25 protein-coding genes and 1 pseudogene are annotated in these 24,247 nt (G+C 61.7%); 21 read left to right on the forward strand and 5 right to left on the reverse strand.

Going from position 1 to position 24,247, the window contains the following annotated elements:
- Window positions 1–17: 17 nt before the first annotated feature.
- Window positions 18–263 carry a hypothetical protein gene (locus tag GTP46_RS16590; protein WP_161007745.1) on the forward strand — a complete coding sequence of 82 codons (246 nt, stop codon included), beginning with the start codon at window positions 18–20 and terminating at the stop codon, window positions 261–263.
- Between the two features lie 142 nt (window positions 264–405).
- A complete protein-coding gene (locus tag GTP46_RS16595) occupies window positions 406–1,101 on the forward strand; it encodes a Crp/Fnr family transcriptional regulator (RefSeq protein ID WP_161007746.1) in 696 nt (231 codons plus the stop codon).
- On the opposite strand, the gene GTP46_RS16600 is transcribed toward GTP46_RS16595, so the two are convergent.
- Both GTP46_RS16600 and GTP46_RS16605 read right to left on the reverse strand, forming a co-directional pair.
- The gene (locus tag GTP46_RS16600; RefSeq protein WP_161007747.1) at window positions 1,098–1,304 is read right to left on the reverse strand and encodes a hypothetical protein; all 207 of its coding nucleotides are present in this window, start codon (window positions 1,302–1,304) and stop codon (window positions 1,098–1,100) included. The two genes, GTP46_RS16595 and GTP46_RS16600, sit on opposite strands and share 4 nt — an antisense overlap.
- A gap of 98 nt (window positions 1,305–1,402) precedes the next feature.
- On the reverse strand, window positions 1,403–2,569 hold the full coding sequence (locus GTP46_RS16605) for an ABC transporter substrate-binding protein (protein ID WP_161007748.1): 1,167 nt from the start codon (window positions 2,567–2,569) through the stop codon (window positions 1,403–1,405).
- A 131-nt stretch (window positions 2,570–2,700) separates the two neighbouring features.
- Here GTP46_RS16605 and GTP46_RS16610 point away from each other — a divergent pair, with 131 nt between their 5' ends.
- Window positions 2,701–3,792, forward strand: coding sequence for a porin (locus GTP46_RS16610; protein ID WP_161007749.1), 1,092 nt, complete (start codon window positions 2,701–2,703; stop codon window positions 3,790–3,792).
- Window positions 3,793–3,794: 2 nt separating this feature from the next.
- Here GTP46_RS16610 and GTP46_RS16615 read toward each other — a convergent pair whose 3' ends face one another.
- Window positions 3,795–4,622, reverse strand: a complete 828-nt coding sequence (locus GTP46_RS16615; RefSeq protein WP_161007750.1) for an IclR family transcriptional regulator domain-containing protein — start codon at window positions 4,620–4,622, stop codon at window positions 3,795–3,797.
- 133 nt (window positions 4,623–4,755) lie between these two features.
- Here GTP46_RS16615 and GTP46_RS16620 point away from each other — a divergent pair, with 133 nt between their 5' ends.
- The 7 genes from GTP46_RS16620 (at window position 4,756) to GTP46_RS16650 (ending at window position 10,667) form a co-directional block, all read left to right on the forward strand.
- A complete protein-coding gene (locus GTP46_RS16620; RefSeq protein ID WP_161007751.1) occupies window positions 4,756–5,421 on the forward strand; it encodes a 3-oxoacid CoA-transferase subunit A in 666 nt (221 codons plus the stop codon).
- Window positions 5,418–6,065 carry a CoA transferase subunit B gene (locus tag GTP46_RS16625; protein WP_161007752.1) on the forward strand — a complete coding sequence of 216 codons (648 nt, stop codon included), beginning with the start codon at window positions 5,418–5,420 and terminating at the stop codon, window positions 6,063–6,065. Before GTP46_RS16620 ends, GTP46_RS16625 begins: the two co-directional genes overlap by 4 nt.
- A gap of 12 nt (window positions 6,066–6,077) precedes the next feature.
- Complete coding sequence (pcaF, locus tag GTP46_RS16630) at window positions 6,078–7,280, forward strand: 3-oxoadipyl-CoA thiolase (RefSeq protein ID WP_161007753.1); 1,203 nt, start codon at window positions 6,078–6,080, stop codon at window positions 7,278–7,280.
- Window positions 7,281–7,344: 64 nt separating this feature from the next.
- Window positions 7,345–8,211, forward strand: a complete 867-nt coding sequence (locus tag GTP46_RS16635) for a branched-chain amino acid ABC transporter permease (RefSeq protein ID WP_161007754.1) — start codon at window positions 7,345–7,347, stop codon at window positions 8,209–8,211.
- A complete protein-coding gene (locus tag GTP46_RS16640) occupies window positions 8,208–9,218 on the forward strand; it encodes a branched-chain amino acid ABC transporter permease (RefSeq protein ID WP_161007755.1) in 1,011 nt (336 codons plus the stop codon). The genes GTP46_RS16635 and GTP46_RS16640 overlap by 4 nt, the downstream gene beginning before the upstream one ends.
- Window positions 9,215–9,973: an ABC transporter ATP-binding protein gene (locus GTP46_RS16645; protein ID WP_161007756.1), complete on the forward strand. Its 759-nt coding sequence runs from the start codon at window positions 9,215–9,217 to the stop codon at window positions 9,971–9,973. Before GTP46_RS16640 ends, GTP46_RS16645 begins: the two co-directional genes overlap by 4 nt.
- Window positions 9,966–10,667 (forward strand): ABC transporter ATP-binding protein, encoded by a 702-nt coding sequence (locus GTP46_RS16650; RefSeq protein WP_161007757.1) that lies wholly within the window; start codon window positions 9,966–9,968, stop codon window positions 10,665–10,667. The genes GTP46_RS16645 and GTP46_RS16650 overlap by 8 nt, the downstream gene beginning before the upstream one ends.
- Before the next feature lie 5 nt (window positions 10,668–10,672).
- On the opposite strand, the gene GTP46_RS16655 is transcribed toward GTP46_RS16650, so the two are convergent.
- Window positions 10,673–11,155, reverse strand: a complete 483-nt coding sequence (locus GTP46_RS16655; protein WP_161007758.1) for a MarR family winged helix-turn-helix transcriptional regulator — start codon at window positions 11,153–11,155, stop codon at window positions 10,673–10,675.
- Between the two features lie 100 nt (window positions 11,156–11,255).
- Here GTP46_RS16655 and GTP46_RS16660 point away from each other — a divergent pair, with 100 nt between their 5' ends.
- The 5 genes from GTP46_RS16660 (at window position 11,256) to GTP46_RS16680 (ending at window position 16,278) form a co-directional block, all read left to right on the forward strand.
- Window positions 11,256–12,287 carry an aromatic ring-hydroxylating dioxygenase subunit alpha gene (locus GTP46_RS16660; protein WP_161007759.1) on the forward strand — a complete coding sequence of 344 codons (1,032 nt, stop codon included), beginning with the start codon at window positions 11,256–11,258 and terminating at the stop codon, window positions 12,285–12,287.
- The gene (locus tag GTP46_RS16665; protein WP_161007760.1) at window positions 12,284–13,237 is read left to right on the forward strand and encodes a PDR/VanB family oxidoreductase; all 954 of its coding nucleotides are present in this window, start codon (window positions 12,284–12,286) and stop codon (window positions 13,235–13,237) included. The genes GTP46_RS16660 and GTP46_RS16665 overlap by 4 nt, the downstream gene beginning before the upstream one ends.
- A gap of 34 nt (window positions 13,238–13,271) precedes the next feature.
- Window positions 13,272–14,456, forward strand: coding sequence for an ABC transporter substrate-binding protein (locus GTP46_RS16670; RefSeq protein WP_161007761.1), 1,185 nt, complete (start codon window positions 13,272–13,274; stop codon window positions 14,454–14,456).
- Between the two features lie 86 nt (window positions 14,457–14,542).
- Window positions 14,543–15,487, forward strand: a complete 945-nt coding sequence (locus tag GTP46_RS16675) for a fatty acid desaturase (RefSeq protein WP_161007762.1) — start codon at window positions 14,543–14,545, stop codon at window positions 15,485–15,487.
- Window positions 15,484–16,278 (forward strand): phosphate/phosphite/phosphonate ABC transporter substrate-binding protein, encoded by a 795-nt coding sequence (locus GTP46_RS16680; RefSeq protein WP_161007763.1) that lies wholly within the window; start codon window positions 15,484–15,486, stop codon window positions 16,276–16,278. The genes GTP46_RS16675 and GTP46_RS16680 overlap by 4 nt, the downstream gene beginning before the upstream one ends.
- Here GTP46_RS16680 and GTP46_RS16685 read toward each other — a convergent pair.
- Window positions 16,275–16,972: pseudogene (locus tag GTP46_RS16685) on the reverse strand (ABC transporter substrate-binding protein). The gene GTP46_RS16680 and the pseudogene GTP46_RS16685 sit on opposite strands and share 4 nt — an antisense overlap.
- Before the next feature lie 213 nt (window positions 16,973–17,185).
- Here GTP46_RS16685 and GTP46_RS16690 point away from each other — a divergent pair.
- The 6 genes from GTP46_RS16690 (at window position 17,186) to GTP46_RS16715 (ending at window position 24,239) form a co-directional block, all read left to right on the forward strand.
- On the forward strand, window positions 17,186–18,751 hold the full coding sequence (locus tag GTP46_RS16690; protein ID WP_161007764.1) for a flavin monoamine oxidase family protein: 1,566 nt from the start codon (window positions 17,186–17,188) through the stop codon (window positions 18,749–18,751).
- A 15-nt stretch (window positions 18,752–18,766) separates the two neighbouring features.
- Complete coding sequence (locus GTP46_RS16695) at window positions 18,767–19,228, forward strand: RidA family protein (RefSeq protein ID WP_161007765.1); 462 nt, start codon at window positions 18,767–18,769, stop codon at window positions 19,226–19,228.
- Window positions 19,229–19,254: 26 nt separating this feature from the next.
- Entirely contained in the window at window positions 19,255–21,618 is a 2,364-nt protein-coding gene (locus GTP46_RS16700) for a TonB-dependent receptor plug domain-containing protein (protein ID WP_161007766.1), read from the forward strand.
- Window positions 21,619–21,667: 49 nt separating this feature from the next.
- Window positions 21,668–22,582, forward strand: a complete 915-nt coding sequence (locus GTP46_RS16705; RefSeq protein ID WP_161007767.1) for a LysR family transcriptional regulator — start codon at window positions 21,668–21,670, stop codon at window positions 22,580–22,582.
- A gap of 110 nt (window positions 22,583–22,692) precedes the next feature.
- Window positions 22,693–23,466 (forward strand): ABC transporter permease, encoded by a 774-nt coding sequence (locus tag GTP46_RS16710; RefSeq protein ID WP_161007768.1) that lies wholly within the window; start codon window positions 22,693–22,695, stop codon window positions 23,464–23,466.
- A gap of 2 nt (window positions 23,467–23,468) precedes the next feature.
- A complete protein-coding gene (locus GTP46_RS16715; protein WP_161007769.1) occupies window positions 23,469–24,239 on the forward strand; it encodes an ABC transporter ATP-binding protein in 771 nt (256 codons plus the stop codon).
- Window positions 24,240–24,247 lie beyond the last annotated feature (8 nt).

A 24,247-nucleotide genomic window follows, 5' to 3' on the forward strand; every position in this document is an offset into this window, starting at 1 on the left:
CCATTCAGGAGTTAGTGATGTCTACTACGCAAACTTTCCGCCCAGACCATCAATCATCCGAGGTGGTGGAAGCTGGTATCGAGCGGGCCGACCGGCTCGGCCCCGAGAAGGCAGCGGAATATATGAGCCAGCGCGGCGTACAGGAAAGCGTGATCAAACGCGTGATCCAGGAGCCGGAACACCGCCGCAACCCGGGCCGCCTGCGCTCGCGCGACGAACGCCAGATCGAGGAAAGCACGCGCGCCAACAAATTCATCCCCTGAGTGGCGCCGCGCAGGCCGCGTAGGATCAGGCTGACAAAACGCTATGTTCCTAGCCTACAGAAGGCTTACCCGTGCTCCTATCACCAAGCGCACATAGCGGCGATATAGTGCATTCATCCGATCTTTACAGATGAGGCACAATATGCAAACCAGCACCACGCCAGCTATCAGCCTGACCGGCGCACAACAGAACGAACTGCTGCGCGCCCTGTCGCGCGAGGAATTGATTGAACTGTTTGCGCACCTGGACCTGGTGCCGCTGGCAGCCGGCAAGCGCCTGTTCGACGCCGGCGACCTGATGGAATATGCCTACTTTCCCACCAATGCCATCATCTCGCTGCAGTATGTGACCGAAGATGGCGGCGCCGCCGAGGTGGCGGTAGTCGGCCGCGAAGGCGTGGCCGGGGTGGCGATGTATGAACACGAACGCGCCAACTGCTGCGCCGTGGTGCAGACGGCGGGCTATGGCTACCGCATCAAGTCGGAGATATTGCGTCGCGCCTTCTTCGGTGGCGGTGCATTGGCGCAGCAGCTGATGCGCCATACCAGCGCGCTGTTTGCGCAGCTGGCGCAAACCGTGGCCGGCGTCCGCCATGGCACTATCGAGCAGCGCCTGTGCCGCTGGTTGCTGGAACGACTGGACCGTTCGCTGTCCAATGAATTGAAAGTGACGCAGGAGCTGATCGCCAATATGCTCGGCGTGCGTCGCGAATCAATCACCTGCTGCGCAGGCAAGCTGCAAGAAGATGGCTTGATCGAATACCGTCGCGGCTGCGTTACCGTGGTCGATCGTTCCGGCATGGAGCGCCGTGCCGGCAGCTGCTACTCCGCCTCCTAATGCAGGTAGTGTGGCGCATGCTGGATCTGATCCAGCTTGCGCTGCACCAGTTGATACCACGCCTGCGCCCAGCGCGCCGCCGCCTGTGATTCTTCCACCGTTCTTGCTGCTATCGCCCTGCGCACCGCCGCCATTTGCCGCTGCAGTGCATAGGCGGCGGGCGGGATGTTGCGGCGAGGATGAGTTGTGATGTGAGTGTCCATGCAGGCATTTTGAACGGCGCACGCAGCTGCGGCTGTACGCTGCCTCACCTACACGGACACGGCACACCGGGCTTACTTGCCTGGATTACCTGCCTGGATTACTTACCCGGATCTTTCATGTTGGTGAACTGGTCGAACTCCACGTTATAGATTTCATTACCAATTTTTTCCACCTTGCGCACATACACGGTCTGCACTATGTCGCGGGTAGCAGGGTCGATAGCGATCGGGCCGCGCGGGCTATTCAGCTTGATGTTCTTCAGGACCGCCATGGCCTGGTCGCCATCAATCTTGCCATTCAGCTTGCGCACCACTTCATAGATCGCCGCCATACCGTCGTAGGCGCCGACAGCCATGAAGTTAGGACGGCCGCCGCCTGGATTGGCCGCCGCAAAGCTCTTCAGAAAAGCCGCGTTCTCCGGCGACTTGTGCGCTGCCGAGTAGTGGAAGGTGGTGATCACGCCCAGCGTGGCGTCACCCATGGCCGGCAACACGTGGTCGTCGGTCAGGTCGCCGGTGGCGATTACCTTGATGCCTGCTTCAGCCAGGCCGCGCTCGCGATAGCCCTTCATGAAGGCGATGCTTTGCTCGCCGGCCGGCACGAATACGAACACCGCATCCGGCTTGGCGTCCTTGATGCGCTGGATGAACGGTGCGAATTCCGGATTGCGCAGCGGGACGCGGATCGCTTCCGTCACGGTGCCGCCGCCTTTCACCAGTTCCGCCTTGAAGGCCGCTTCGGCATCGATGCCTGGACCGTAGTCGGCCACCAGCGTCACCACATTCTTGATCTTGTTCTTCACCGCCCACGTCGCCATCGGCGCCGAGATTTGCGGCAGCGTCATCGAGAAGCGGGCGATGTAGTCAGACTTGGTGGTCACCGCCGAGGTGGCGGCGTTCATCACAATCATCGGCTTTTTGGCTTGTTGGGCGATCGGCGCAACCGCCATCGCTTCCGGCGTCAGGCCGAAGCCGGCCAGGAAGTCCACCTTGTCGCGCACCACCAGTTCCTGCGCCAGGCGCTTGGCGATTTCCGGCGACGGGCCGGTGGTGTCCTTGAGGATGATCTGGATTTTTTTACCGGCCACAGTGTCGCCATATTGCGACATGTAGGCCTTGATACCGCCTTCCATTTGTTTGCCGTAATCGGCAAAAGGGCCGGAGAAGGCGGCGATCACGCCAACCTTGATGGTGTCCTGCGCCCATGCCATTTGCACAGTCAAAGTGAGTGCTGCCAGTGCCGCAAATTTCGCTACGTTTTTCATGCGTCGTCTCCTGTGTGGTTCTGTTTTCGGTTGTTGACAATATACCGTGACGATCATAGTATCCAATCTATGTGCGATTAACAACCTATTGTTCGATAATCGCACAACATTAAAACAACTGGAGACGAGTAATGAAAAACACCATTCGTGGCGCGGTTGCGCTGCTGTGCGGTATGGGCGCATCGGCCGCTATGGCTCAAAGCAATGTCACCGTGTACGGCCTGCTGGATACCGGCATCGAACGCGTGACCAATGTGAATGCCGCCGGCGACAGCGTGACGCGCATGCCCTCGCTGACCGGCTCCTTCCCGTCGCGTATCGGTTTCCGCGGCACCGAGGATCTGGGCGGCGGCCTGTCCGCCATCTTTACGCTGGAAGCCGGCCTCGCGGTCGATACCGGCAGCATGGGGCAGGGCAATCGCCTGTTCGGCCGCCAGGCGACCGTCGGTCTGAAGGGCGACTTCGGCACCGTGAGCTTCGGCCGCCAGATCAACATGACCTACATCGCCACGCTGAAGTCGGACGTGATGGGGCCTAACCTGTTCGCCATCGGCAGCATCGATCCTTACCTGCCGAATGCGCGCAGCGACAATTCGATCGGCTACCTCGGTTCCTTCAATAACTTCGTCATCGGCGCTACCTATAGCACTGGCCGCGATGGCTCCAGCGCTGGCGGCCCGGCCGCTACCGGCTGCGCAGGCGAAGTGCCGGGTAATGCCAAGGCCTGTCGCCAGGCCACCGGCTTGTTCGGCTACGAGACCCAGGCCTTCGGCGTGAATGCTTCCTACGATATTTTGTATGGCAATACCGGCGCAGCGAATGGCCTCACCAGCAGCAACAACAGCGACAAGCGCGTGACGGCCAACGCCTACGTCAAGGTTGGCGAAGGCAAGCTGGCGGGCGGTGTGATCGATCGCACCACGCGCGCGGTCACCGGCCTGACCGAGTCGGACCTGTACTTCTTTGGTGTCAGCTATCCGGTAACGCCGTTCACCACGCTGGATGCGCAGTGGGCTAAAAAGGATGTGAAGAACAGCGGCGACGACGCCACCTTGCTGGTCGCGCGCCTGACCTACTACTTCTCGAAACGCACCGCCGTGTATGGCGGCGTAGGCCGCATGAAGAACTCCGGCTTGTCGGCGGTGGCGTTGGACGCCGGCGGCACTGCGGGCGCCGGCAAATCGCAAAACGGCGTTATGGCGGGTATCCGCCACACGTTCTAAGTCTAGGGCAGCAGTACTGCGAGTTCCTGCGCGCCGCGTTGTAGTACGGGCAGGAACTCTTCGCGCAGTTGCTCCACGCTGACGCGGGCCGCTTGTGCGCCCACGTTCAGTGCGGCCAGCACGGTGCCCGACGCGCCGCGCACCGGCACCGCAATCGACCGCAGTCCCAGCTCCAGCTCCTCATCGTTGATGGCGTAGCCGTCGCGGCGCACGCCCGCCAGTACTTCGCGCAGGCGCTTCTGGTTGACGATGGTGTTAGCCGTCATTGGCCGCAGGCGCGTGTGTTCGAGATAGGCGTCCAGCTGGTCCGGCGGCAAATGCGCCAGCATCACGCGGCCCAGCGAAGTGCAGTAGGCGGGCAAGCGGCTGCCGGTGTTCAGCGCCACCGACATCACGCGCGAGGTCGCGGCACGCGCCACGTACAGCACTTCGCCGTCTTCCAGCACCGCCAGCGAACTCGATTCATTGAGCGCGCGGCTGATGTTGTTCAGGTAGGGCTGGGCCGACACCGTCAACGGCGTCGATGACAGATAGGAGTAGCCTAGCGTCAGCACCTTGGGGCGCAGCGAGAAGTTGTTCAGCTCCGCGTCGACGTAACCGAGTTCGCGCAGTGTGTGCAGGCAGCGGCGCACAGCGGCGCGCGGAATGCCGGTCTTCTGGCTGACACTGGCGATGGTCTGCGGCTTGCGCGCATCGCTGAAGGCGCGCAGCACCGCCAGCCCCCGCGCCAGCGAGGTCATGAAACTGGGATCGGTCATCGCATCGATTTGCTCGGCGATGGTCGGTTCGCGGTCGTCGTCCGCGTCGAGAGGTTGGATGGCTTTAGGCATGGCGTGATTTTAATGCAGGCGTTGGTTCCAATAGGCGTTTTTTTCTTGACCCCGGCCAGCGCAAGTTCTACACTGGGTGTGCGATAATCAATCATTAGTTCGATTATCGCACAACATGCACTGGAAAGCAGATATGATCGATAAAACTTTTGAATCACTGGAGCGCGCGGTTGCCGACATCCATGACGGCGCCACCGTCATGATCGGCGGCTTCGGCAACGCCGGCATGCCGTCGGCACTGATCGACGCGCTGATCGCGCAGGGCGCGAAAGAGCTCACCATCGTTAACAACAATGCCGGCAACGGCGAGACCGGACTTGCCGCGCTGCTCAAGGCCAAGCGCGTACGCAAAATTATTTGCTCGTTCCCGCGCCAGGCCGATTCCCATCATTTCGACGCGCTGTACCGCGCCGGCGAAATTGAACTGGAACTGACCCCGCAGGGCAATCTGGCGGAACGCATCCGCGCCGCCGGCGCCGGCATCGGCGGCTTCTTTACGCCGACCGGCTACGGCACGCTGCTGGCCGAGGGCAAGGAAACGCGCCTGATCAACGGTCGCCATTACGTGCTGGAGTCGCCGATCCACGCTGACTTCGCGCTGATCAAGGCGTTGAAGGGCGACCGCTGGGGCAATCTGGTGTACCGCAAGACTGCGCGTAACTTCGGCCCGATTATGGCGATGGCCGCCAAGGTCACCATCGCGCAGGTGCAAGACGTGGTCGCGCTGGGCGAGCTGGATCCGGAAGTGATCGTCACGCCGGGCATCTTTGTACAACGCGTGGTGAAGGAATCGGCATGAGCGCAAATCGTTACACCCGCGACCAGATTGCGGCCCGCGTCGCGCAGGACATTCCTGAAGGCGCTTACGTCAACCTCGGCATCGGCCTGCCGACCAAGGTGGCCAACTACTTGCCGACCGACCGCGAAGTGTTCCTGCATTCCGAGAACGGCCTGCTGGGCATGGGTCCCGCGCCTGCAGAAGGCGAGGAAGACGAAGACCTGATTAACGCCGGCAAGCAGCCGGTAACGCTGCTGACCGGCGGCGCTTATTTCCACCACGGTGATTCGTTCGCCATGATGCGCGGCGGCCACCTCGATGTGTGCGTACTGGGCGCGTTCCAGGTGTCGGCCAAGGGCGACCTGGCCAACTGGCACACGGGCGCACCGGATGCAATTCCGGCCGTCGGCGGCGCGATGGATCTGGCACTGGGCGCGAAACAGGTATTCGTGATGATGGACCACCAGACCAAAACTGGCGAGAGCAAGATCGTGGCCGCATGCAGCTATCCGCTGACAGGTGTTGCTTGCGTCAACCGTATCTACACCGACATGGCGGTGCTGGATGTAACGCCGGCCGGCCTGCTCGTGCGCGAAATGGCGCCGGGCCTGACGTTTGAAGAACTGCAGGCCGCCACTGGCGCGCCGCTGTTGCCGCCAAATTGAAAGGATAAACAAATGAACGAAGCATTTATCTGCGATGCGATCCGCACACCCATCGGCCGTTACGGCGGTTCGCTGAAAGACGTACGTGCCGACGATCTGGGCGCGATTCCACTGCGCGCGCTGAAGGATCGCAATCCCGGCGTGCAGTGGGACCAGGTGGACGATGTGTTCTACGGCTGCGCCAACCAATCCGGCGAAGATAACCGCAATGTGGCGCGCATGTCGCTGCTGCTGGCCGGCCTGCCGCAAGAGGTTCCGGGCACCACCATCAACCGCTTGTGCGGCTCGGGCATGGACGCCATCGGGAACGCCGCACGTGCGATCCAGGCCGGCGACGCTTGCCTGATGATCGCCGGCGGCGTGGAGTCGATGACGCGCGCGCCTTACGTCATGGGCAAGGCCGATAGCGCCTTTTCACGCAGCGCCAAAATCGAAGACACCACCATGGGCTGGCGCTTCGTCAACAAGGCGCTGAAGGAAGTCTACGGCACCGAGACCATGCCGGAGACGGCCGAAAACGTCGCCGCCGATTATCAGATCAGCCGCGCCGACCAGGATGCGTTTGCGCTGGCGAGCCAGAACAAGACCGCTACCGCCATCGCTGAAGGCGTGTTCGCGCGCGAAATCGTGCCGGTATCTCTGCCGCAGAAAAAAGGTGATCCGATCATCTTCTCGCAAGATGAACACCCGCGCGCGACCACCACCGAAGCGCTGGCCAAGCTGAAAGGCGTCGTTCGCGCCGACGGTTCGGTCACCGCCGGCAACGCCTCGGGCATCAACGACGGCGCCTGCGCAGTGCTGATCGCCAGCGCGGAAGCGGCCAAGCAGCACGGCCTGAAACCGCTGGCCCGCATCGTCGGCATGGCTACCGCTGGCGTCGCGCCGCGCGTGATGGGCATCGGCCCGGTGCCGGCAGTGCAAAAGCTGCTGCGCCAGACCGGCCTGACGCTGGAGCAGATGGACGTGATTGAATTGAACGAAGCCTTCGCCGCACAAGGCTTGGCCGTGCTGCGTCAATTGGGTTTGAAGGATGACGACGCGCGCGTTAATCCGAACGGTGGCGCAATTGCGCTGGGCCACCCGCTGGGCATGAGTGGCGCGCGCCTCGTCACGACGGCAACCTACCAGCTGCAGCGCACCGGTGGCCGCTACGCGCTGTGCACCATGTGCATCGGCGTGGGGCAGGGAATTGCGATGATTATCGAAAGAGTGTAGTTTTTGGTTTGGTGAGAAGTAGTGGAGACAACATGAAACAAATAATTAAAAACGGGAGGCAGACATGCTAGCCAACTTTGCTGGTGTACTGTTCGACGGCATCGCCTACGGCAGTCTGCTGTTCCTTATCAGTGTCGGCCTGTCGGTCACGATGGGCATGATGAACTTTATTAACCTCGCCCACGGCGCGTTTGCGATGCTGGGCGGGTATGTGAGCGTGTCGCTGCTGTCGCGCTTCGGCGTGCCGTTCCTGGCGTCGCTGCCGCTGGCCTTCATCGCTTCGGCGGTGGTGGGGCTGGTGCTGGAGCGTCTGCTGTATCGACGCCTGTACAAGGCTACTCATCTTGACCAGGTGCTGTTTTCGATCGGTCTGACCTTCATGGCCGTCGCTGCGGCGACTTACTTCTACGGCCCGACGCAACAGCCGGTAGTGCTGCCGGACTGGCTGCGCGGCCAGGTATCGCTGCTCGGTCTTGATGTCGGCGCATATCGTTTGTTCCTGATCGGCGTGGTGGTGCTGGTGACCGTGGCGCTTGGCCTGCTGATCGAGCGTACTCGCTTCGGTGCGCAGATCCGCGCATCGGTGGACAACCAGACTGCGGCTGCGGGTCTCGGCATCAACGTCAGTCTGGTATTCAGCCTGACCTTCGCGCTGGGCTCCGGCCTGGCCGGTTTGGGCGGCGGCCTTGGCATCGACGTGCTGGGTCTCGATCCGACCTTCCCGGTCAAGTACATGGTCTACTTCCTGCTCGTGGTGGCAGTGGGCGGCGCGGGCACCATCAAAGGTCCGTTGCTGGCAGCTGTCATCCTTGGCGTGTTCGACGTCGCCGGTAAATACTACGTGCCGGAAGTTGGCGCCTTCGTGATCTACGCGCTGATGGTGGTGCTACTGATCCTGTTCCCTGCTGGCCTGATGCGGAGGAAAGCATGAACGCTTTTGCTGATACTGAAACCAAACCTGTCGCCAAGGTCGCCGCCATTCTGCCTGCGCCCAAGCTGCCAAACGACCGTTGGCAGCCGTTGGAAATCGCCTTCTGGCTGCTGCCGGTTGTCGCGTACTTTGCCTTCCCCGGCTATCTGGTGCTGATTAGCCAGATCATGATTGTCGGCCTGTTCGCAGTGTCGCTGGATTTGATCCTCGGTTATGCGGGCATCGTCTCGCTGGGCCACGCCGCCTTCTTCGGATTGGGCGCTTACACTGCCGGCCTGCTGGCCGTGCATGGCTGGGGCGAGCCTTTGAGCGGCTTGCTGGCAGCGGGCGTGGTGGCCGGTGTGGTCGGCCTGCTGACGTCCTTCCTCGTGGTGCGCGGCCAGGACCTGACGCGCCTGATGGTCACGATGGGCATCTGTTTGATGCTGTTTGAAGCGGCCAACAAGGCATCGTCGATCACCGGCGGCGTGGATGGCTTGTCCGGCATGATGGTCGGGAAGCTGTTTGGTACTTTCGAGTTTGACCTGAACGGGAATGTCGCTTTCTGGTACAGCTTCGCCGTACTGTTCGTATTGTTTGCAGTGCTGCGCCGCGTGGTCAAGTCGCCGTTTGGTCTGAGCCTGATCGGCATCCGCGAAGGTGTGCGCCGCATGCCTTCACTGGGCGTGAATGTGAATCGCCGCCTGGTCGCCATCTTCACTCTGGGCGCTGCGGTGGCCGGCGTTGCTGGTGCGCTGCTGGCGCAGACCACGCAGTTCGTCGGTCTTGACGCGCTGAGCTTCCCGCGCTCAGCTGAGCTGATGATTATCCTGGTGCTGGGCGGGACCGGTCGCCTGTACGGCGGCCTGGTTGGCGCGGCGGTGTTCATGCTGCTGCAGGATTACATCGCCGGTCTGAATCCGACCTACTGGCAGTTCTATATCGGCTTGTTGCTGGTGTTGATTGTGCTGTTCGCGCGCGGCGGCATCTTGGGTGGACTGGAACGCTTGCGCAAGGAGAAGCCATGAGCCGCGATATCACTTTACGTACCGAAGGACTGAGCAAGCGCTGGGGCGCGTTCGTCGCCAACAGCGATGTGTCGCTGACTTTCCAGCCGGGTGCGCGCCATGCGCTGATCGGTCCTAACGGCGCTGGCAAGACTACCTTCATTAACCTGCTGACCGGCGCGTTTAGCCCAAGCAGCGGCAAGGTGTATCTCGGCAGCGAGGACATCACGCATCTGCCGCAGCACGCGCGCGTCCACTGCGGCATGACGCGCACCTTCCAGCTCAACACCCTGTTCGCAGGCATGACGGTGCTGGAATCGGTGGTGCTGGCCATCAACGAGCGTCGCGGGTTGCAGAACGTGTGGTGGAAGACGGTTGCCAATCATCCGGAAGTCATCTCCGAAGCGATGGAGCTTTTGGCGACCCTGAAGCTGAGCGACCAGGCCAACAGCATCACGCGCAGCATGGCTTACGGTAAGCAGCGCCTCGTGGAGATTGCGCTGGCGCTGGCGACCAAGCCGCGCATCCTGTTGCTGGATGAACCGGCAGCCGGCATTCCACAAGCCGAGAGCAAGGAGCTGTTCGAAGTGCTGGCGCAGCTGCCGCGCGACGTGACGGTGCTGTTCATCGAACACGATATGAGCCTGGTGTTCCGTTTCGCTGACCGCATCACGGTGCTGGTGGGCGGCAAGGTGCTGACCGAGGGCACGCCTGCGGAAATCGCAGCCGATCCGCGCGTCAAGGAAGTTTATCTGGGGGAGTCGGAACATGACTGAGTTGCTGGTGTTGGATAAGGTCACCGCCGGATATGGCGAATCGATCGTGCTGGAAGAGGTGTCGTTCACGCTGAAGGAGGGCGACAGCCTGGCGCTGCTAGGCCGTAACGGTGTCGGTAAAACCAGCCTGCTGGTGACGCTGATGGGCCTCACGCGCCTGCACAAAGGCAGCATCCGCTGGGCTGGTGGTGATATCTCGCGTGTCTCGACCCACAAGCGTTCGCGCGCAGGGCTAGGCTGGGTGCCGCAGGAGCGCCACATGTTCCCATCGCTGACGGTGGAAGAGCATTTGACGGTGGTTGCGCGTCCCGGTCCGTGGAACCTGCAGAAGATTTACCAGATCTTCCCGCGCCTGTTCGAGCGCCGTAACAACATGGGCAACCAGTTGTCGGGCGGCGAACAGCAGATGGTGGCGATTGCGCGCGCGCTCATGACTAATCCGCGCATCTTGCTGCTGGACGAACCAATGGAAGGCCTGGCGCCGATCATCGTGCAGGAGCTGGTGCGCGTGATCCGCAAGCTGGTGCAGGAGGAGGGCATGTCGGTGATCGTGGTGGAGCAGCACGCACGTCTGGCGCTGTCGTTGACGCAGCGCGCCATCGTGCTGGATCGCGGCCGCATTGTGCACGACTCGGATAGCGCCAGCCTGCTGGCCGACGGCGACAAACTCGATAAGCTGGTCGCCGTGGCGTGATGAAGCTAGCGCGCCGTCTCGCGAGGTGCGAGCGGCGCGCGGCTTTGTTCGTTGTTCTTCTGTACCAGTTTGGTGAGCAGCTCCATAAACTGCAGCTGTTCGGCGCTGGTGAGCGGCGCGAGGATGCGGCGGCGCAGGCGCTGCGAGCCTGGCACCAATTCTTCCAGCAACTGCTCCCCAGCCGCCGTGATAGTCAGTGCGCGTTGGCGGCGATTGGTCGGAATCACCTTGCGCTCCAACAGGCCTTTTTCTTCAAGGCGCGCACAGACCGTGGCGCCAGTCGATGTATCTATGCCGCTCAGCGCCGATAGCGAGACCTGGTCTACGCCCGGCTGCGCGGCGAGGTTGCGCAGCATCGCGTACTGCACCGGCGTCAGCTCCGATCCCATTTCATCGTAAAAAATCGACACCGAGATTTGCTGCGCGCGGCGCAGCAAGTGGCCCGGGTGCTCGTACAGGTTAATCAGTTTGCTTTCGGTTTCTGGCATGGTGGTTTCGATTGTGCGGTGCCGCATCTAAATTGGTTTACTTCGAATCGCTACTGTACTACATTCAGTGTACTGAATATTAAAGTAGAAGGAGACAACGATGTACCGAAAAAACACCTGGTATGTGGCCTGCACGTCGGACGAAATTGAAAGCAAGCCGCTGGGCCGCACCATCTGCGGCGAGAAGATCGTGTTCTATCGCGCGGCAGAAGGAAAAGTGGCGGCGCTGGAGGACTTCTGCCCGCATCGCGGCGCACCGCTGTCGTTGGGCTTTGTGCGCGAAGGGCAGCTGGTGTGCGGCTATCACGGATTGGAAATGGGCTGCGACGGCAAAGTAGTCAGCATGCCGGGCCAGCGCGTGCGCGGCTTCCCGTGCATCCGCAGCTACCCGGTGGAGGAACGTTATGGCTTCATCTGGGTCTGGACCGGCGACAAGGAGAAGGCCGATCCGGCGTTGATCCATCATCTGGAATGGGCTGACAATCCCGAATGGGCGTACGGCGGCGGTCTGTATCACATCAACTGCGAATATCGTTTGATGATCGATAACCTGATGGATCTGACGCACGAGACCTATGTGCACGCGTCCAGCATCGGGCAGAAAGAGATCGACGAGGCGCCGGTGAACACGCGCGTTGAGGGCGAACAGGTGGTCACCAGTCGCTACATGGAAAACATCATGGCGCCGCCGTTCTGGCGCGCGGCCTTGCGCGGCAACGGTTTGGCGGACGACGTGCCGGTGGACCGCTGGCAGATTTGCCGCTTCTCGCCGCCTAGCCATGTGATGATTGAAGTCGGCGTGGCGCATGCAGGCAAGGGCGGTTACGACGCCGCGCCGGAGCATAAGGCGTCCAGCATCGTAGTGGACTTCATTACGCCGGAGACGGAAACCTCGCACTGGTACTTCTGGGGCATGGCGCGCAACTTCAAGCCTGAGGATAAAGAGCTCACCGCCACCATCCGCGAAGGGCAGGGCAAGATCTTCGCCGAGGACCGCGAGATGCTGGAACTGCAGCAGCAGAACATTCTGCGCCATCCGGAACGCAAGCTGCTGATGCTGAACATCGACGCCGGCGGTGTGCAGTCGCGCCGCGTGCTCGATCAGTGGCTGGAGCAGGAGAAGCCAGCATGAGCGCCGATCTGTTGCAAGTTCGTGTCGAGCGACGCGACAACGAGGCCGAAGACATCTGCAGCTATGAACTGGTCAGCGCCGACGGAGCTTCGCTGCCGGCCTTCACCGCCGGTGCGCACATCGATGTCCACATCGCGCCGGGGCTGGTGCGCCAGTACTCGCTGTGCAATCCGCCGCATGAACGACACCGCTACGTGATCGGCGTTCTGCGCGATCCTGCCTCGCGCGGCGGCTCGCAAGCCATGCATGAACAAATCCGTGCCGGTGCTGCGCTCACCATCAGCGCACCGCGCAATCACTTCGCGCTGGTGGACGCGCCGCGCAGCGTACTGCTGGCCGGCGGTATCGGCATCACGCCGCTGCTGGCGATGGCGGAAACACTGTCGGCGCAGGGCGCGCAGTTCGAGATGCACTACTGTACCCGCTCGCCGGAGCGCACCGCTTTTCGTGACCGCATCCTGAGCGCGCCTTTTGCGGAAAAGGTGCGCTTCTATCACGACAATGTACAACAGCTTAATTTGCCGGCGTTGTTTGCATCGCTGCCGCCGGACACGCACGTCTATTTTTGCGGTCCGGCGGGATTCATTGATCACGTCAAGTCCACTGCGGCGCTGGCGGATTGGCCGGAGAGCCAGCTGCATCTCGAATACTTCGGTGCAGCGCCGGTGGCGAGTGATGGCGACCAGCCGTTTGAGGTCAAACTGGCCTCTAGTGGCAAGTGCTACACCATCCCGCCTGGCACCACCGTGCTGCGGGTGTTGAACGATGCAGGCGTGTTTGTGCCGGCTTCCTGCGAGCAGGGTGTGTGCGGCACCTGCCTGACCCGCGTGCTGGATGGCGTGCCCGATCACCGCGACTTGTATCTCACCGAATCCGAACAGGCGGCCAACGACCTGTTTGCACCTTGCTGTTCGCGTTCCAGGAGCGCCACTCTGCTGCTGGATTTATAAAAACGAATTTTCTAAAACAAATGGAGGAGACACCATGACAGAAAAAATCAATCACTCGCGCCGCCACATCATGCTGGGCGCGGCCGCGTTGTCGGCCGGCGCGCTGCCATCCATCGGCCGCGCGGTCGAGCCGCTGAAAGTTGGCCTGATCGTACCGATGTCCGGCCCATTCGCGTCCACCGGCCGACAGATCGAGGCCGCCGTCAAGCTGTTCATGCAGCAGAACGGCGCGGTGGCTGGTGGCCGTCCGGTTGAAATCATTTTAAAAGATGATGGCGGCGTGTCGCCGGACGTGACCAAGCGGTTGGCGCAGGAGCTGGTCGCGCGTGACAAGGTGCAGGTGCTGGCCGGCTTCGGCCTGACGCCGCTGGCCTTCGCCGCCGCGCCGGTGGCCACGCAAGCCAAGGTGCCGATGATCGTAATGGCCGCCGCCACCTCTGTGATTCCGCAACGTTCGCCATACATCGTGCGCACCGGCTTCACGCTGGCGCAGGTGACGGCGCCGATGGCGCAGTGGGCCGGCAAGAACAAGATCAAGACCGTGGTGACTTTCGTCAGCGACTACGGTCCGGGGCTGGATGCGGAGAAGGTATTCGTCAAAGGCTTCACCGAAGCGGGCGGCAAGGTGGTGGACAGCCTGCGCGCACCGCTGCGCAATCCGGACTACGCACCATTCCTTGCCCGCGTGAAGGATTTGAAGCCGGATGCGCTGTTCGTGTTTGTGCCGTCGGGCGAGGGCGCTGCGGTGCTCAAGCAGTTCACCGACCGTGGCCTGGCCACCGCCGGCATTCGTCTGATCTGCACCGGCGATGTGCTGGACGACGACTTGATGGTCAGCATCGGCCCGGCAGCTGCGGGAGTGGTCAGCAGCCATCACTACTCGGCGGCGCATCCGTCGCCGGAGAACAAGGCTTACGTCGAGGCGTTCGGCAAAGCGAATAAGGGCATGCGTCCCAATTTCCACTCAGTGGGCGCCTACGACGGCATGCAGTTGCTATATCAGGCGCTCAAACAAACGGGCGGCGATAGCAACGGCGACAAGCTACTAGCGGCGATGAAAGGCGCTGCTTGGACCAGCGTGCGCGGCCCGATCAGCATTGATGCTGCCACCCGCGACATCGTGCAGACGGTCTACTTCCGCAAGGCAGAAGCCATCGGTGGCGCGTGGTTCAACGTGGAGTTCGACCAAGTCGAGAAGGTACGCGATCCGGGCGTTTAAAGTCCACAGAATCCGCATAAGGAAGCGCGTTTTAATTCGTTTCCGCCCGTTCAGGGCCTGCATATACTCGGTAGCAGGAGAGTTATATGCAGGCTTGGATAGATAACGCACAACGGGACGAAGTAACGGCAGAACGCAAGCGCGCCGCATGGCGCGGCGAGTGGCCGACCTGGCTGCTGATCCTGGTGATTTACGGCGGTTGGGTGGCCACGCTGGCCTATTGGCCGGTGCTGGGTGCCGCGCCGGCGACCTTGTTGATGATCTGGTGGTGCGCATGGTATGTGTCGCTCCAGCACGAGCTGATACACGGCCATCCCACGCGCTGGCCGTGGCTGAACCGTGTATTCGGCTACCCGCCGCTGGCGGTGTGGTATCCGTATGAGATTTATCGTGAAAGCCACCTGCGCCATCACAATGATTTCGATCTCACGCTGCCGGAGCTGGACGCCGAAAGCACTTATGTGTCTCCAGTCGAATGGGAGGCGATGAGCCGCCCGCTGCGTGCGGTCCTTTGGCTGAACAAGACTTTCTGGGGCCGGCTGGTAGTCGGCCCGGCGCTGTCGATTGCTTCCGCCTGGGGCGGTGCTGCGCGCCGTCTGCTGCGAGGCGACTTGCGCGATGCAGGCGTCTGGCTGCGCCATGTACTGATGCTGGCAGCGCTGCTGTGGTGGATCGAGTCGGCATTCGGCGTATCGGCCATATGGTATGTGCTGGTGATCTCATATCCGGCGCAATCGCTGACGATGATACGGTCGTACTACGAGCATCGTCCGGCGGAAGACCACAAGCAACGCATTGTGCTGAATGATACTGGCCTCGTGTTTCGCATCCTGTTCCTTAATAATAACCTGCACCTGGTGCACCATGACCTGCCTTCACTGCCGTGGTATCTGCTGCCGCGCGTGTATGCTGGGCGGCGCGAGGCTTATAATGCGCGCAGCGGCGGTTTCCAGATCAACGGATATGGAGAGCTGATGCGCCGCTACGGTTTCCGTCCCGTCGACGCACCTGTACATCCCCGCATGCCATGAGCTGGACTGTTTCGCTACCGATGTATAACGTCTCGTCACGCTTGCAGCGGGAGTATGAGGCCTTGCTGGCCTGCGTGCTGGCCGATGCGGGTGTCAGCGGAGACGTGCGACTGCTGCCGGAGCCGGAGCTGCCGGCCCTATGGCATCGCGCCGACCTGCTGCTAGGGCAGACTTGCGGCTATCCGTATGTGACTTCCTTGCGCGGCGTGGCTTCGTTGCTGGCGACGCCGGTCTTCGATTTCCCCGGCTGCGATGGCAGCAACTACTCCAGTGTAATCGTCACGCGCGCTGTCGATGGTGTCGGCTCGCTGGCCGAGGCGCGCGGCCTCACCGCCGCCGCCAACTCCCTGGACTCCAACAGTGGCATGAACGTGCTGCGTCACGCCGTTGCTCCGCTGGCGCGTGATGGGCGCTTCTTCGGTAAAGTGAAATGGACCGGCGCACACGTGGCCAGCCTGCGTGCAGTCCGTGAAGGGGAGGCGGATATTGCCGCCATTGATTGCGTCACCTTCGGCTACCTGCGCGAGGAATCGCCGGATAGCCTGCAGGGCATTAAAGTGCTGCAGTACTCCGCATCCTCGCCAGGCCTGCCGCTGGTGACGGCGCGCAGCGTGCCAGCAGTGCTGCAAGAACGCCTGCGCGCGGCGTTGTTGTCGCCCGGTCCGCAGTTGCGAGCGCACATGGCGACGCTGCACATCAAAGCCTTCCAACATCGCCCGGACACCGACTACAATCGCATCCAGCAGCTCGAAGCCGAAGCCACGGCTGCCGGATATCCCGTTTTGGCTTAGCGCAAAGGCCAGAGCGGCACGGCGGTGGCGTCGAGTTTGCGGGGAAGCAGGCCTTCTCCGTAAAATGCATCTGCTATGCGCTGTTGTTCGCCCAACGCGTCCTTCACGACAACGCGCACATCATAGCTGCGGCGGCTGTTGGCCAGTTCCACCGTCTTCGCATCCAATCCCCACGCGGGAGCCAGCAACTCCGCTGCTTCTTTCGGCGACTGCTTGATCCAGCGACCGGTCTTGCGTAGCGCCTCAAACACTACCACCAGCACTTCCGGATGCGCTTCCGCATACGCCGTCGACGCCAGGTAGTAGCGCTGGTAATCCGCCACATTCCGCCCATCCGCCAGCACGCGCACCTGCGACTGGTTCTGCACACCCGCCAGATACGGATCCCACGTCACCCAGGCCGCTACAGATAATGACTGACTGCCTGCCGCCTTGGTCACCGCAACTTTCTTGCCCTTCAAATCCGCCACGCTGGCAATCGGCGAATCTGCACGCACCACGATGGCTTGCGCGGCAGGCGAGGGTGCCTCCTGCGCAAAATACGTCAGTTGCGCACCAGCCGCCCGCGCACTTTCAGCACCGTCAGCAAGGTAGAAGACTTCTGATAGCCGATGCGCAGCGTGGACGGCGCCTTCTGCGCAAAGGCGGAAAACGGTAAAAGCGATAACAAAGAAAGTACGGCACGGCGCTGCATGATCTTCTCCTGAAGATGGTTGTCACCCGATAGTACGACGCCTCCATCGGCCGTTGAAACGAATGCTTTCGCGTTTGAATATAGCGCCGCCACATATCAACTGCGAAAATACATTATTCACAAATTTCATATTTCAATATGAAAAATAATTAGTTTATACATAATGTTGGCGCGTCATAAGATCGGCTCAACCTCACCAATATGGAGCGATTTATGACCGTAACGCGCAGGACATTCCTGATGCAGCTTGCCGCCACCAGCGGCTATACCGCCGCTGCCGCAGCCATGACCACCTTGGGTCTCGGCGCCCCAACCATCGCATCGGCCAGCGGCCAAACGCCTTTGCTGCAACTGGCGCCTGGCTCGGGCAAAGGCACCAAGGTGCTGGTGCTGGGTGCGGGCATCGCCGGCCTGGTGTCGGCTTATGAGTTGCGCAAGGCCGGCTACCAAGTGCAGCTGGTCGAAGCGCGCGATCGCGTCGGCGGCCGTAACTGGACCATCCGCAATGGCACTCGCATAGAACTCAACGATGGCACCACCCAAGTGGCGGACTTCGAACCTGGCCACTACTTCAACGCCGGTCCGGCGCGACTGCCTAGTCATCACCAGACGATTCTTGGCTACTGCCGTGAACTTGGTGTGGAGCTGGAAGCGGAAGTCAACAGCAGCCGCAGCGCCTACTTCCTGCCGGATGCGGCCAAGGGCGGTCAGCCTATCCAGTTGCGCCGCGCCATTAACGACGCGCGCGGCCACGTGTCCGAGCTGCTGGCGAAAGCCACCAGCAAGGGCGCGCTCGATCAGGAGCTGAGCGTCGATGATCGCGCCAAGCTGGTTGAATTCCTCAAGGTCTACGGCGACCTGACGCCGCAAGCGGAGTTCAAGGGCAGTGAACGCTCGGGCTACAAAGTCTATCCCGGCACGGCCGAAAATGTCGGGGAGCGCAACGAGCCGCTGCCGCTGGAAGCCTTGCTCGATCCGGACCTATGGCTTGCGCTGGTCTTTGACGAACTGCTGATCTTCCAGCCCACCATGCTGCAGCCGGTCGGCGGCATGGACCGCATTCCTTACGCCTTCTTCCAGCGCCTGAAAGACGTGGCGCGCCTGAATACCGAAGTCAAATCCATCACCAATAAGGACAAGGGCGTTGACGTGGTAGTACGCGACCGCGCCAGCGGCAAGCTGCAAACGCTGTCGGCCGATTACGCCGTCGTCACTTTCCCGCTGCCGGTGCTGGCGCAGGTGGAAACCAACTTCTCGCCGGAGGTGAAGCAAGCCATCAGTAATGTTCATTACGACACCGCCAGCAAAATCGCCTGGCAGTCGCGCCGATTCTGGGAGACCGAGTCGCAGATCTACGGCGGCATTTCGGTGGTCAAGCACGAGACCTCGCTGATCTGGTATCCGAGCGGCGGCTTCCACAAGAAGACCGGTGTGCTGGTCGGCTGCTACAACATCGGCCAGGGCGCGCGCGATTTCACGGCGCAGCCATTAAGCGCGCAATTTGCTTCTTCGCGCGGCGTGATCGACCGCGTGCATCCGGGGCGCGGCGCGGACCTCAAGAATCCCGTTAGCGTGGCATGGCACAAAGTCCCGTACAGCCTTGGCTCGTGGGTGCACTGGGCCACGCCGGCCGAAAAAGAATACGTCCGCTTGAACCAGCCCGAAGGCCGTGTGCACTTCGCCGGCGAGTACCTCAGCCAGATCGGCGCATGGCAGGAAGGCGCGGCGCTGTCCGCGCACCACGCCGTTGCCGCCATCGCCCGCCGCATAACAACTTGAATGAAAGGACTGACCATGAAAGCCTCTTTACTGCTCGCCGGCCTGCTGATCGCCGCTCCCGCACTGCATGCGGAACAGATCAAGCGTACGCCTATCCCTAATTCTAACTTCCCGATTTCGGTGGCTGTCTCCGTGCCTGCCAATGCCGATACGGTCTACTTCAGCGGCGTACTGCCTGAATCCATCGAAGGCGATACGCAAACGCAAACGCAGTCCGTGTTGACGCGCCTGAAAACGGCACTGGCCAACGAAGGCCTGACCTTTGCCGACGTGGTGTCGCTGCGCGTGTTCCTGGTCGGCGATCCAAAACTCGATAACAAGCTCGATTTCAAAGGCTTGAACGCCTCCTTCGGCCAGTTCTTTGGTACCGCCGAACAGCCCAACAAGCCTGCGCGCACTGCTTTGCAAGTGGCCGCGCTGCCACTGCCCGGCGCACTGGTTGAAATCGACCTGATCGCCGCCCGCGTTAAAAAATAACCACAACCCTCCAGGAGTCAGCCCGCATGAAGCACACTAAAATCGCCCTAGCCATCTCCCTGTTGTACACCGCCGCACCCGTTTGGGCCGCCGACGCCGACGCCATTTCCAACACGCCTGCCGCTGCGGGCGCGATCCAGGACGTGGTGGTCACCGGTACCCGTGATACCCAGCGCTCCGCCGGCGAAAGCCTGAGCCCAATCGATGTGGTCAGCGCCAAAGATTTACAGCGCACCGGCCAGACCGACCTGCGCGACGCGCTGGTCAAGCTGCTGCCGTCCATCAGCCGTTTGGCGCAAGCCGGTGACGCCGCCAATCTGACCAGCGCCTTGACGCTGCGTGGCCTGAGCCCCAACCACGTGCTACTGCTGGTGAATGGCAAACGCCGCCACACCTCGGCCAACATCAGTGCGGACTCGGGTTCGCAGCAGGGCGCCACGCCGGTCGACATCGACCTGATTCCGGTCAGCGCGGTCGATCACATTGAAGTGCTGCGTGACGGCGCCGCCGCCCAATATGGTTCGGATGCGATTGCGGGCGTGATCAACATCATCCTGAAAAACAGCAGCAGTGGCGGCAACGTCACGCTGACCAGCGGCGAATATTACAAGCATGACGGCTTCACGCTAGGCGGCGCCACCGACGCCGGCATCACGCTGGGCGAAGACGGTTTCCTGCACCTGAGTGCTGAATACCGCCGCCATGAACACAGCTTCCGCAGCGGCCCAGATGACCGCACCGGAACTTACGTGAACAAGATCGTTGGCGATCCGCAGATTCGCCGTGAATCCTTCGGCGCCAACGCCGGCATCTCGATCAGCAAGGATGTGGAGGCTTACGCATTCGCTACCGTGGCGCACCGCACCGGCGGCAGCTACCAGAACTTCCGCCTGCCGAGCAAGCTGCCGCAGGTTTATCCGAATGGCTTCACGCCGACCGAGACCAGTAACGAAACCGATGCTGGCATCACTGCCGGCATCAAGGGCACGGACCTGGTAGGCTGGCGCTGGGACTTGAGCGCCACCTACGGCACCGACAACGTCAAGATCGGCATGGTCGATTCGGCCAATACCGACCTGTATGCAGCCACCGGCGCTACGCCAACCAGCTTCCACCTGTCGCAATTCCAGAACACGCAGCAGGCGGTCAACGGCGACTTGGCGCGCTCGTTCGAGACCGGCGCGTTGCCTGCGCCGCTGAGCGTTGCACTGGGTTCCGAGTTCCGCCGTGAGACCTATGATATCGGCGCCGGCGATACGGCCTCGTACTTCGGCAGCGGCGCGCAAGCCTTGCCTGGCCTATCGCCGGTCAGCGCCGGCAAGCACTCGCGCAATATCGGCGCGGCCTATGTCGACTTCTCCACCAAGCTCACCAAGCAGTGGGAGGGGGAACTGGCAGGGCGCTATGAGCATTACAGCGATGCAGGCAGCACCCGTAACGCCAAGCTGTCGACCCGTTATGAGTTCGATCCACGCTTCGCACTGCGTGCCACCGGCAGCACCGGATTCCGCGCGCCTTCGCTGGCGCAAGAGTACTACACCAGCCTTGCGGTGTCGCCGACCACCGCCGGCGGCCAGCTGGCGGTGAACTCGGACGCAGCGCGCAAACTGGGCGCCACGCCGCTGCGGCCTGAAAAATCACGCAGCTTCAATCTAGGCTTGGTTGCCGAGCCACTGGACAACCTGCACGTAACCGTGGATGCCTACCGCATCGACATCCGCGACCGCATCGTCCAAGGCGGTACTTACAGCGGCGCGGTGGCCATCGCCGCGCTGACCGGCGCCGGTATCAATCTGCCTAGCGGCTTGTCCTCGGTGAGCGCCAGCTACTTCGCCAATGGCGTCGACACGCGCACGCAAGGCCTGGACCTGGTGCTCAACTACCCGACCAATCTGGGTAGCGCAGGCCGCATCGACTGGGATGCCAGCGCCAATATCAATAACAATAAAGTGACCAAGGTCGGCATCGATGGCAATGGCAAGACGCTGCTCAACGCCCAGCAGGTCGGCTACCTGACCACGGCCACGCCGAAGAACAAGCTGATTGTAGGCGGTGCATGGACGCAGGAACAGTGGAGCGTGAGCCTGCACGCCACCCGCTACGGCAAGACTGCCACCGAAGCCACGTTCTATTCCGGCCCGAATATCTATTCGACCTCGGTGTTCAACCATGTCGAGAACTCGCCGAAGACGATCACCGATCTGGAAGTCCGTTACGCTGTGACGAAAAAGCTGCAGCTTGCGGCGGGCGCCAACAATCTGTTCAACGTCTATCCTGACAAGGTGCCTGCCATCAGCCGCTACCTCGGCGTGTATCAATACGACACGGCGTCGGCGCAGATACCGTTTAATGGCGGCTATTACTATGTCCGCGCCAGCTACAAGTTCTGATGCTGTTAAGATGACGTCTGTTTTTCGTACGGCTTATTTTGACAACGACATGAAAATAGATGACATCAGCGCCTTCGTCGCCGTGGTGCGCAACCAGTCGGTGAGCGCTGCGGCCGAGGCCTTGGGGCTGACCCAGTCGGCCATCACCCGTCGCGTGCAGAACCTGGAGCACGCGTTGGGCGTGGAACTGCTGGACCGCAGCGTCAAGCCACCCAAGCCTAGCGCGGTGGGGCGGCAGGTGTTTGACCAATGCGGCAAAGTGCTGCAGGAAGTCGACCATCTGCGCGCGATGGTGCAGGCCGATCACGCGCCGACCGGCGTGTTCCGCATCGGCGTGATCCAGACCATCGGCGACGTGGTGCTGCTCGATACCTTGCAAAAGCTGAATCGCACCTTTAAGGATCTGCATACAGAGGTGTCGTCCGGCTGGGGCTCGCAGTTGGTGGAGCGCGTGGCGAACGCCGAAATCGACGCGGCCGTGGCGCTGTTCCCGGCCACCAAAGTGCTGCCGGACGGTTTGACCGGGCGCGCATTGGGCCGTATCGAGCTGGTGGTGGTGGCGAAGAAGGACGCTATGCCGAAGCGTAGCTACAAGCTGCGCGACATCTACGGCACCGGCTTCGTATTGAATCCGGACGGTTGTGGCTTCCGTGCTGGTCTGGCGCGGGCGCTGGCGGAGCAGGGGCTGTCGTTCAAGATCAATCTTGAGACTTTCGGCACCGACCTGCAGCTTGGGCTGGCGGCCAGCGGCATCGGCCTCGGATTGATGCCGCGTCCTATCTTTGAGCGCAGCCGCCATCGCTCGCACCTTGATATCGTCAATGTATCGGACTTCAAGCCGGTGCTGGATATCTGGCTGGTGCAGCCGCAACAACCGGGCCCGGTGCAGCATGCGATCGACTTCTTCGCGCAGGCGGTGCAGCACGCATTTGCCGAATCTCCTCTCAAAATTGTCGCAAGATGATGCCTCAGGATTATTCCTGAAAATCATATATCAATAGTTGAAACGATTAGTTTTATCATAATTATTTGCTCCCTATACTAGCTTTCAATAGCTTGAATAGGGATGCAAATATGTCTGTCAGTGCCCTCAACTCCATCGTTCGCCGTGCCGCCGGGCCACTCGTCTTGCTGGCGATCTGGGAGCTCGCTGCGCGCACCGGTGTCCTGCCGGAGCGCATCCTCGCAGGTCCTTCGCAAATCTTCGTCACGCTCGGTGAGCTGATTGCCAACGGCGAAATCGGCCGCAACGTGCTGGTGTCGCTGCAACGCGTGCTGACCGGGATGGCCGTGTCGCTGCCGCTGGGGACTGCGCTGGCCCTGGTCTCCGGTTTGTCGCGCCAGGGCGAAGTGGCCGTGGACTCCAGCATGCAAATGGCGCGCACCGTGCCGTTCCTCGGGCTGGTGCCGCTGTTCATCCTGTGGTTCGGGATCGGCGAATTCACCAAGATCACGCTGATCGCCTACGCCACCACCTTCCCGATGTATCTGTCGCTGTACAGCGGCATACGCAGCGTCGATGCCAAACTGGTGGAGGCGGGACGCCTGTTCGGTTTGAGCTACCCGCAGCAGATCGTGCATGTGATCCTGCCAGGCGCCTTGCCATCTTTCCTCATCGGCCTGCGCTACTCGCTGGGCGTCAGCTGGCTGTCGCTGGTGGTGGTGGAGCAGATCAACGCCACGGCGGGACTGGGCTACCTGATTAACAACGCCCGTGATTTCATGCGCACCGACGTCATCGTGGTTTGTCTGATCGTCTACAGCTTACTGGGCCTCGCCACCGACCTGCTGGTGCGCGGCATTGAACACTACGCGCTGGCCTGGCGTCCGACCTTCATCAAGGAATGAGCATGCATACCCTGACTTTGAATCTGCTGCGCCAGACCGCCCGCGACGACGCGCCAGCTTTACCGCGCACTCCGGTGCAGGCGCAGAACCTGAGCAAGCGTTTCGGCGACAACACCATCCTCGATAACCTCAATCTCGAAATCCGCGCCGGTGAATTTGTCGCGCTGCTGGGCCGCAGCGGCTCCGGCAAGACCACGCTGCTGCGCGCACTGGCTGGTCTGGACCGCATCAGCTCCGGCACGCTGAATGTGCCGCAAGCCCGTGCCGCCGTGTTTCAGGAGCCGCGCCTGATGCCGTGGAAGCGCGCATGGCGCAACGTCACGCTGGGATTGAAGATCGACCGCCCACGCGAACGCGCCCTTGCCGCACTTGAAGAAGTAGGGCTGGCGCATCGCGAGAACGCATGGCCTGCCACACTCTCCGGCGGCGAGGCGCAGCGCGTGGCGCTGGCCCGTGCGCTGGTGCGCGAGCCGCAGCTGCTGCTGCTGGATGAGCCGTTCGCTGCGCTGGACGCGTTGACCCGCATCCGCATGCACCAGCTGATCCTATCGCTGTGGCGCCAGCATCGCCCGTCCGTGCTGCTGGTAACGCACGACGTCGACGAAGCCGTGCTGCTGGCCGACCGCGTGCTGGTGCTGGAGCAGGGCCGTATCGCCGCCGACATCACCATCACCCAGCAGCGTCCACGTAGCGCGCAGGCGCCGCAGTTCCAGCAGGTGCGCACGCAGCTGCTGCAGCTGCTGGGCGTAGAGATCGAAGAATTTTTTAACTAAAGCCACTC

The organism is Duganella flavida (assembly GCF_009857445.1).
Taxonomy (GTDB): domain Bacteria; phylum Pseudomonadota; class Gammaproteobacteria; order Burkholderiales; family Burkholderiaceae_D; genus Rugamonas; species Rugamonas flavida.

What these genes read in the sequence shown, in the direction of transcription:
- GTP46_RS16645 (WP_161007756.1), top strand. Translation starts at nt 9,215, where the DNA reads ATGAGCCGCGATATCACTTTACGTACCGAAGGACTGAGCAAGCGCTGG.
- GTP46_RS16635 (WP_161007754.1), top strand. Translation starts at nt 7,345, where the DNA reads ATGCTAGCCAACTTTGCTGGTGTACTGTTCGACGGCATCGCCTACGGC.
- GTP46_RS16590 (WP_161007745.1), top strand. Translation starts at nt 18, where the DNA reads ATGTCTACTACGCAAACTTTCCGCCCAGACCATCAATCATCCGAGGTG.
- GTP46_RS16650 (WP_161007757.1), top strand. Translation starts at nt 9,966, where the DNA reads ATGACTGAGTTGCTGGTGTTGGATAAGGTCACCGCCGGATATGGCGAA.
- GTP46_RS16600 (WP_161007747.1), bottom strand. Translation starts at nt 1,304, where the DNA reads ATGGACACTCACATCACAACTCATCCTCGCCGCAACATCCCGCCCGCC.
- GTP46_RS16620 (WP_161007751.1), top strand. Translation starts at nt 4,756, where the DNA reads ATGATCGATAAAACTTTTGAATCACTGGAGCGCGCGGTTGCCGACATC.
- GTP46_RS16700 (WP_161007766.1), top strand. Translation starts at nt 19,255, where the DNA reads ATGAAGCACACTAAAATCGCCCTAGCCATCTCCCTGTTGTACACCGCC.
- GTP46_RS16655 (WP_161007758.1), bottom strand. Translation starts at nt 11,155, where the DNA reads ATGCCAGAAACCGAAAGCAAACTGATTAACCTGTACGAGCACCCGGGC.
- GTP46_RS16610 (WP_161007749.1), top strand. Translation starts at nt 2,701, where the DNA reads ATGAAAAACACCATTCGTGGCGCGGTTGCGCTGCTGTGCGGTATGGGC.
- GTP46_RS16640 (WP_161007755.1), top strand. Translation starts at nt 8,208, where the DNA reads ATGAACGCTTTTGCTGATACTGAAACCAAACCTGTCGCCAAGGTCGCC.
- pcaF (WP_161007753.1), top strand. Translation starts at nt 6,078, where the DNA reads ATGAACGAAGCATTTATCTGCGATGCGATCCGCACACCCATCGGCCGT.
- GTP46_RS16695 (WP_161007765.1), top strand. Translation starts at nt 18,767, where the DNA reads ATGAAAGCCTCTTTACTGCTCGCCGGCCTGCTGATCGCCGCTCCCGCA.
- GTP46_RS16615 (WP_161007750.1), bottom strand. Translation starts at nt 4,622, where the DNA reads ATGCCTAAAGCCATCCAACCTCTCGACGCGGACGACGACCGCGAACCG.
- GTP46_RS16665 (WP_161007760.1), top strand. Translation starts at nt 12,284, where the DNA reads ATGAGCGCCGATCTGTTGCAAGTTCGTGTCGAGCGACGCGACAACGAG.
- GTP46_RS16660 (WP_161007759.1), top strand. Translation starts at nt 11,256, where the DNA reads ATGTACCGAAAAAACACCTGGTATGTGGCCTGCACGTCGGACGAAATT.
- GTP46_RS16715 (WP_161007769.1), top strand. Translation starts at nt 23,469, where the DNA reads ATGCATACCCTGACTTTGAATCTGCTGCGCCAGACCGCCCGCGACGAC.
- GTP46_RS16690 (WP_161007764.1), top strand. Translation starts at nt 17,186, where the DNA reads ATGACCGTAACGCGCAGGACATTCCTGATGCAGCTTGCCGCCACCAGC.
- GTP46_RS16710 (WP_161007768.1), top strand. Translation starts at nt 22,693, where the DNA reads ATGTCTGTCAGTGCCCTCAACTCCATCGTTCGCCGTGCCGCCGGGCCA.
- GTP46_RS16595 (WP_161007746.1), top strand. Translation starts at nt 406, where the DNA reads ATGCAAACCAGCACCACGCCAGCTATCAGCCTGACCGGCGCACAACAG.
- GTP46_RS16670 (WP_161007761.1), top strand. Translation starts at nt 13,272, where the DNA reads ATGACAGAAAAAATCAATCACTCGCGCCGCCACATCATGCTGGGCGCG.
- GTP46_RS16675 (WP_161007762.1), top strand. Translation starts at nt 14,543, where the DNA reads ATGCAGGCTTGGATAGATAACGCACAACGGGACGAAGTAACGGCAGAA.
- GTP46_RS16605 (WP_161007748.1), bottom strand. Translation starts at nt 2,569, where the DNA reads ATGAAAAACGTAGCGAAATTTGCGGCACTGGCAGCACTCACTTTGACT.
- GTP46_RS16625 (WP_161007752.1), top strand. Translation starts at nt 5,418, where the DNA reads ATGAGCGCAAATCGTTACACCCGCGACCAGATTGCGGCCCGCGTCGCG.
- GTP46_RS16705 (WP_161007767.1), top strand. Translation starts at nt 21,668, where the DNA reads ATGAAAATAGATGACATCAGCGCCTTCGTCGCCGTGGTGCGCAACCAG.
- GTP46_RS16680 (WP_161007763.1), top strand. Translation starts at nt 15,484, where the DNA reads ATGAGCTGGACTGTTTCGCTACCGATGTATAACGTCTCGTCACGCTTG.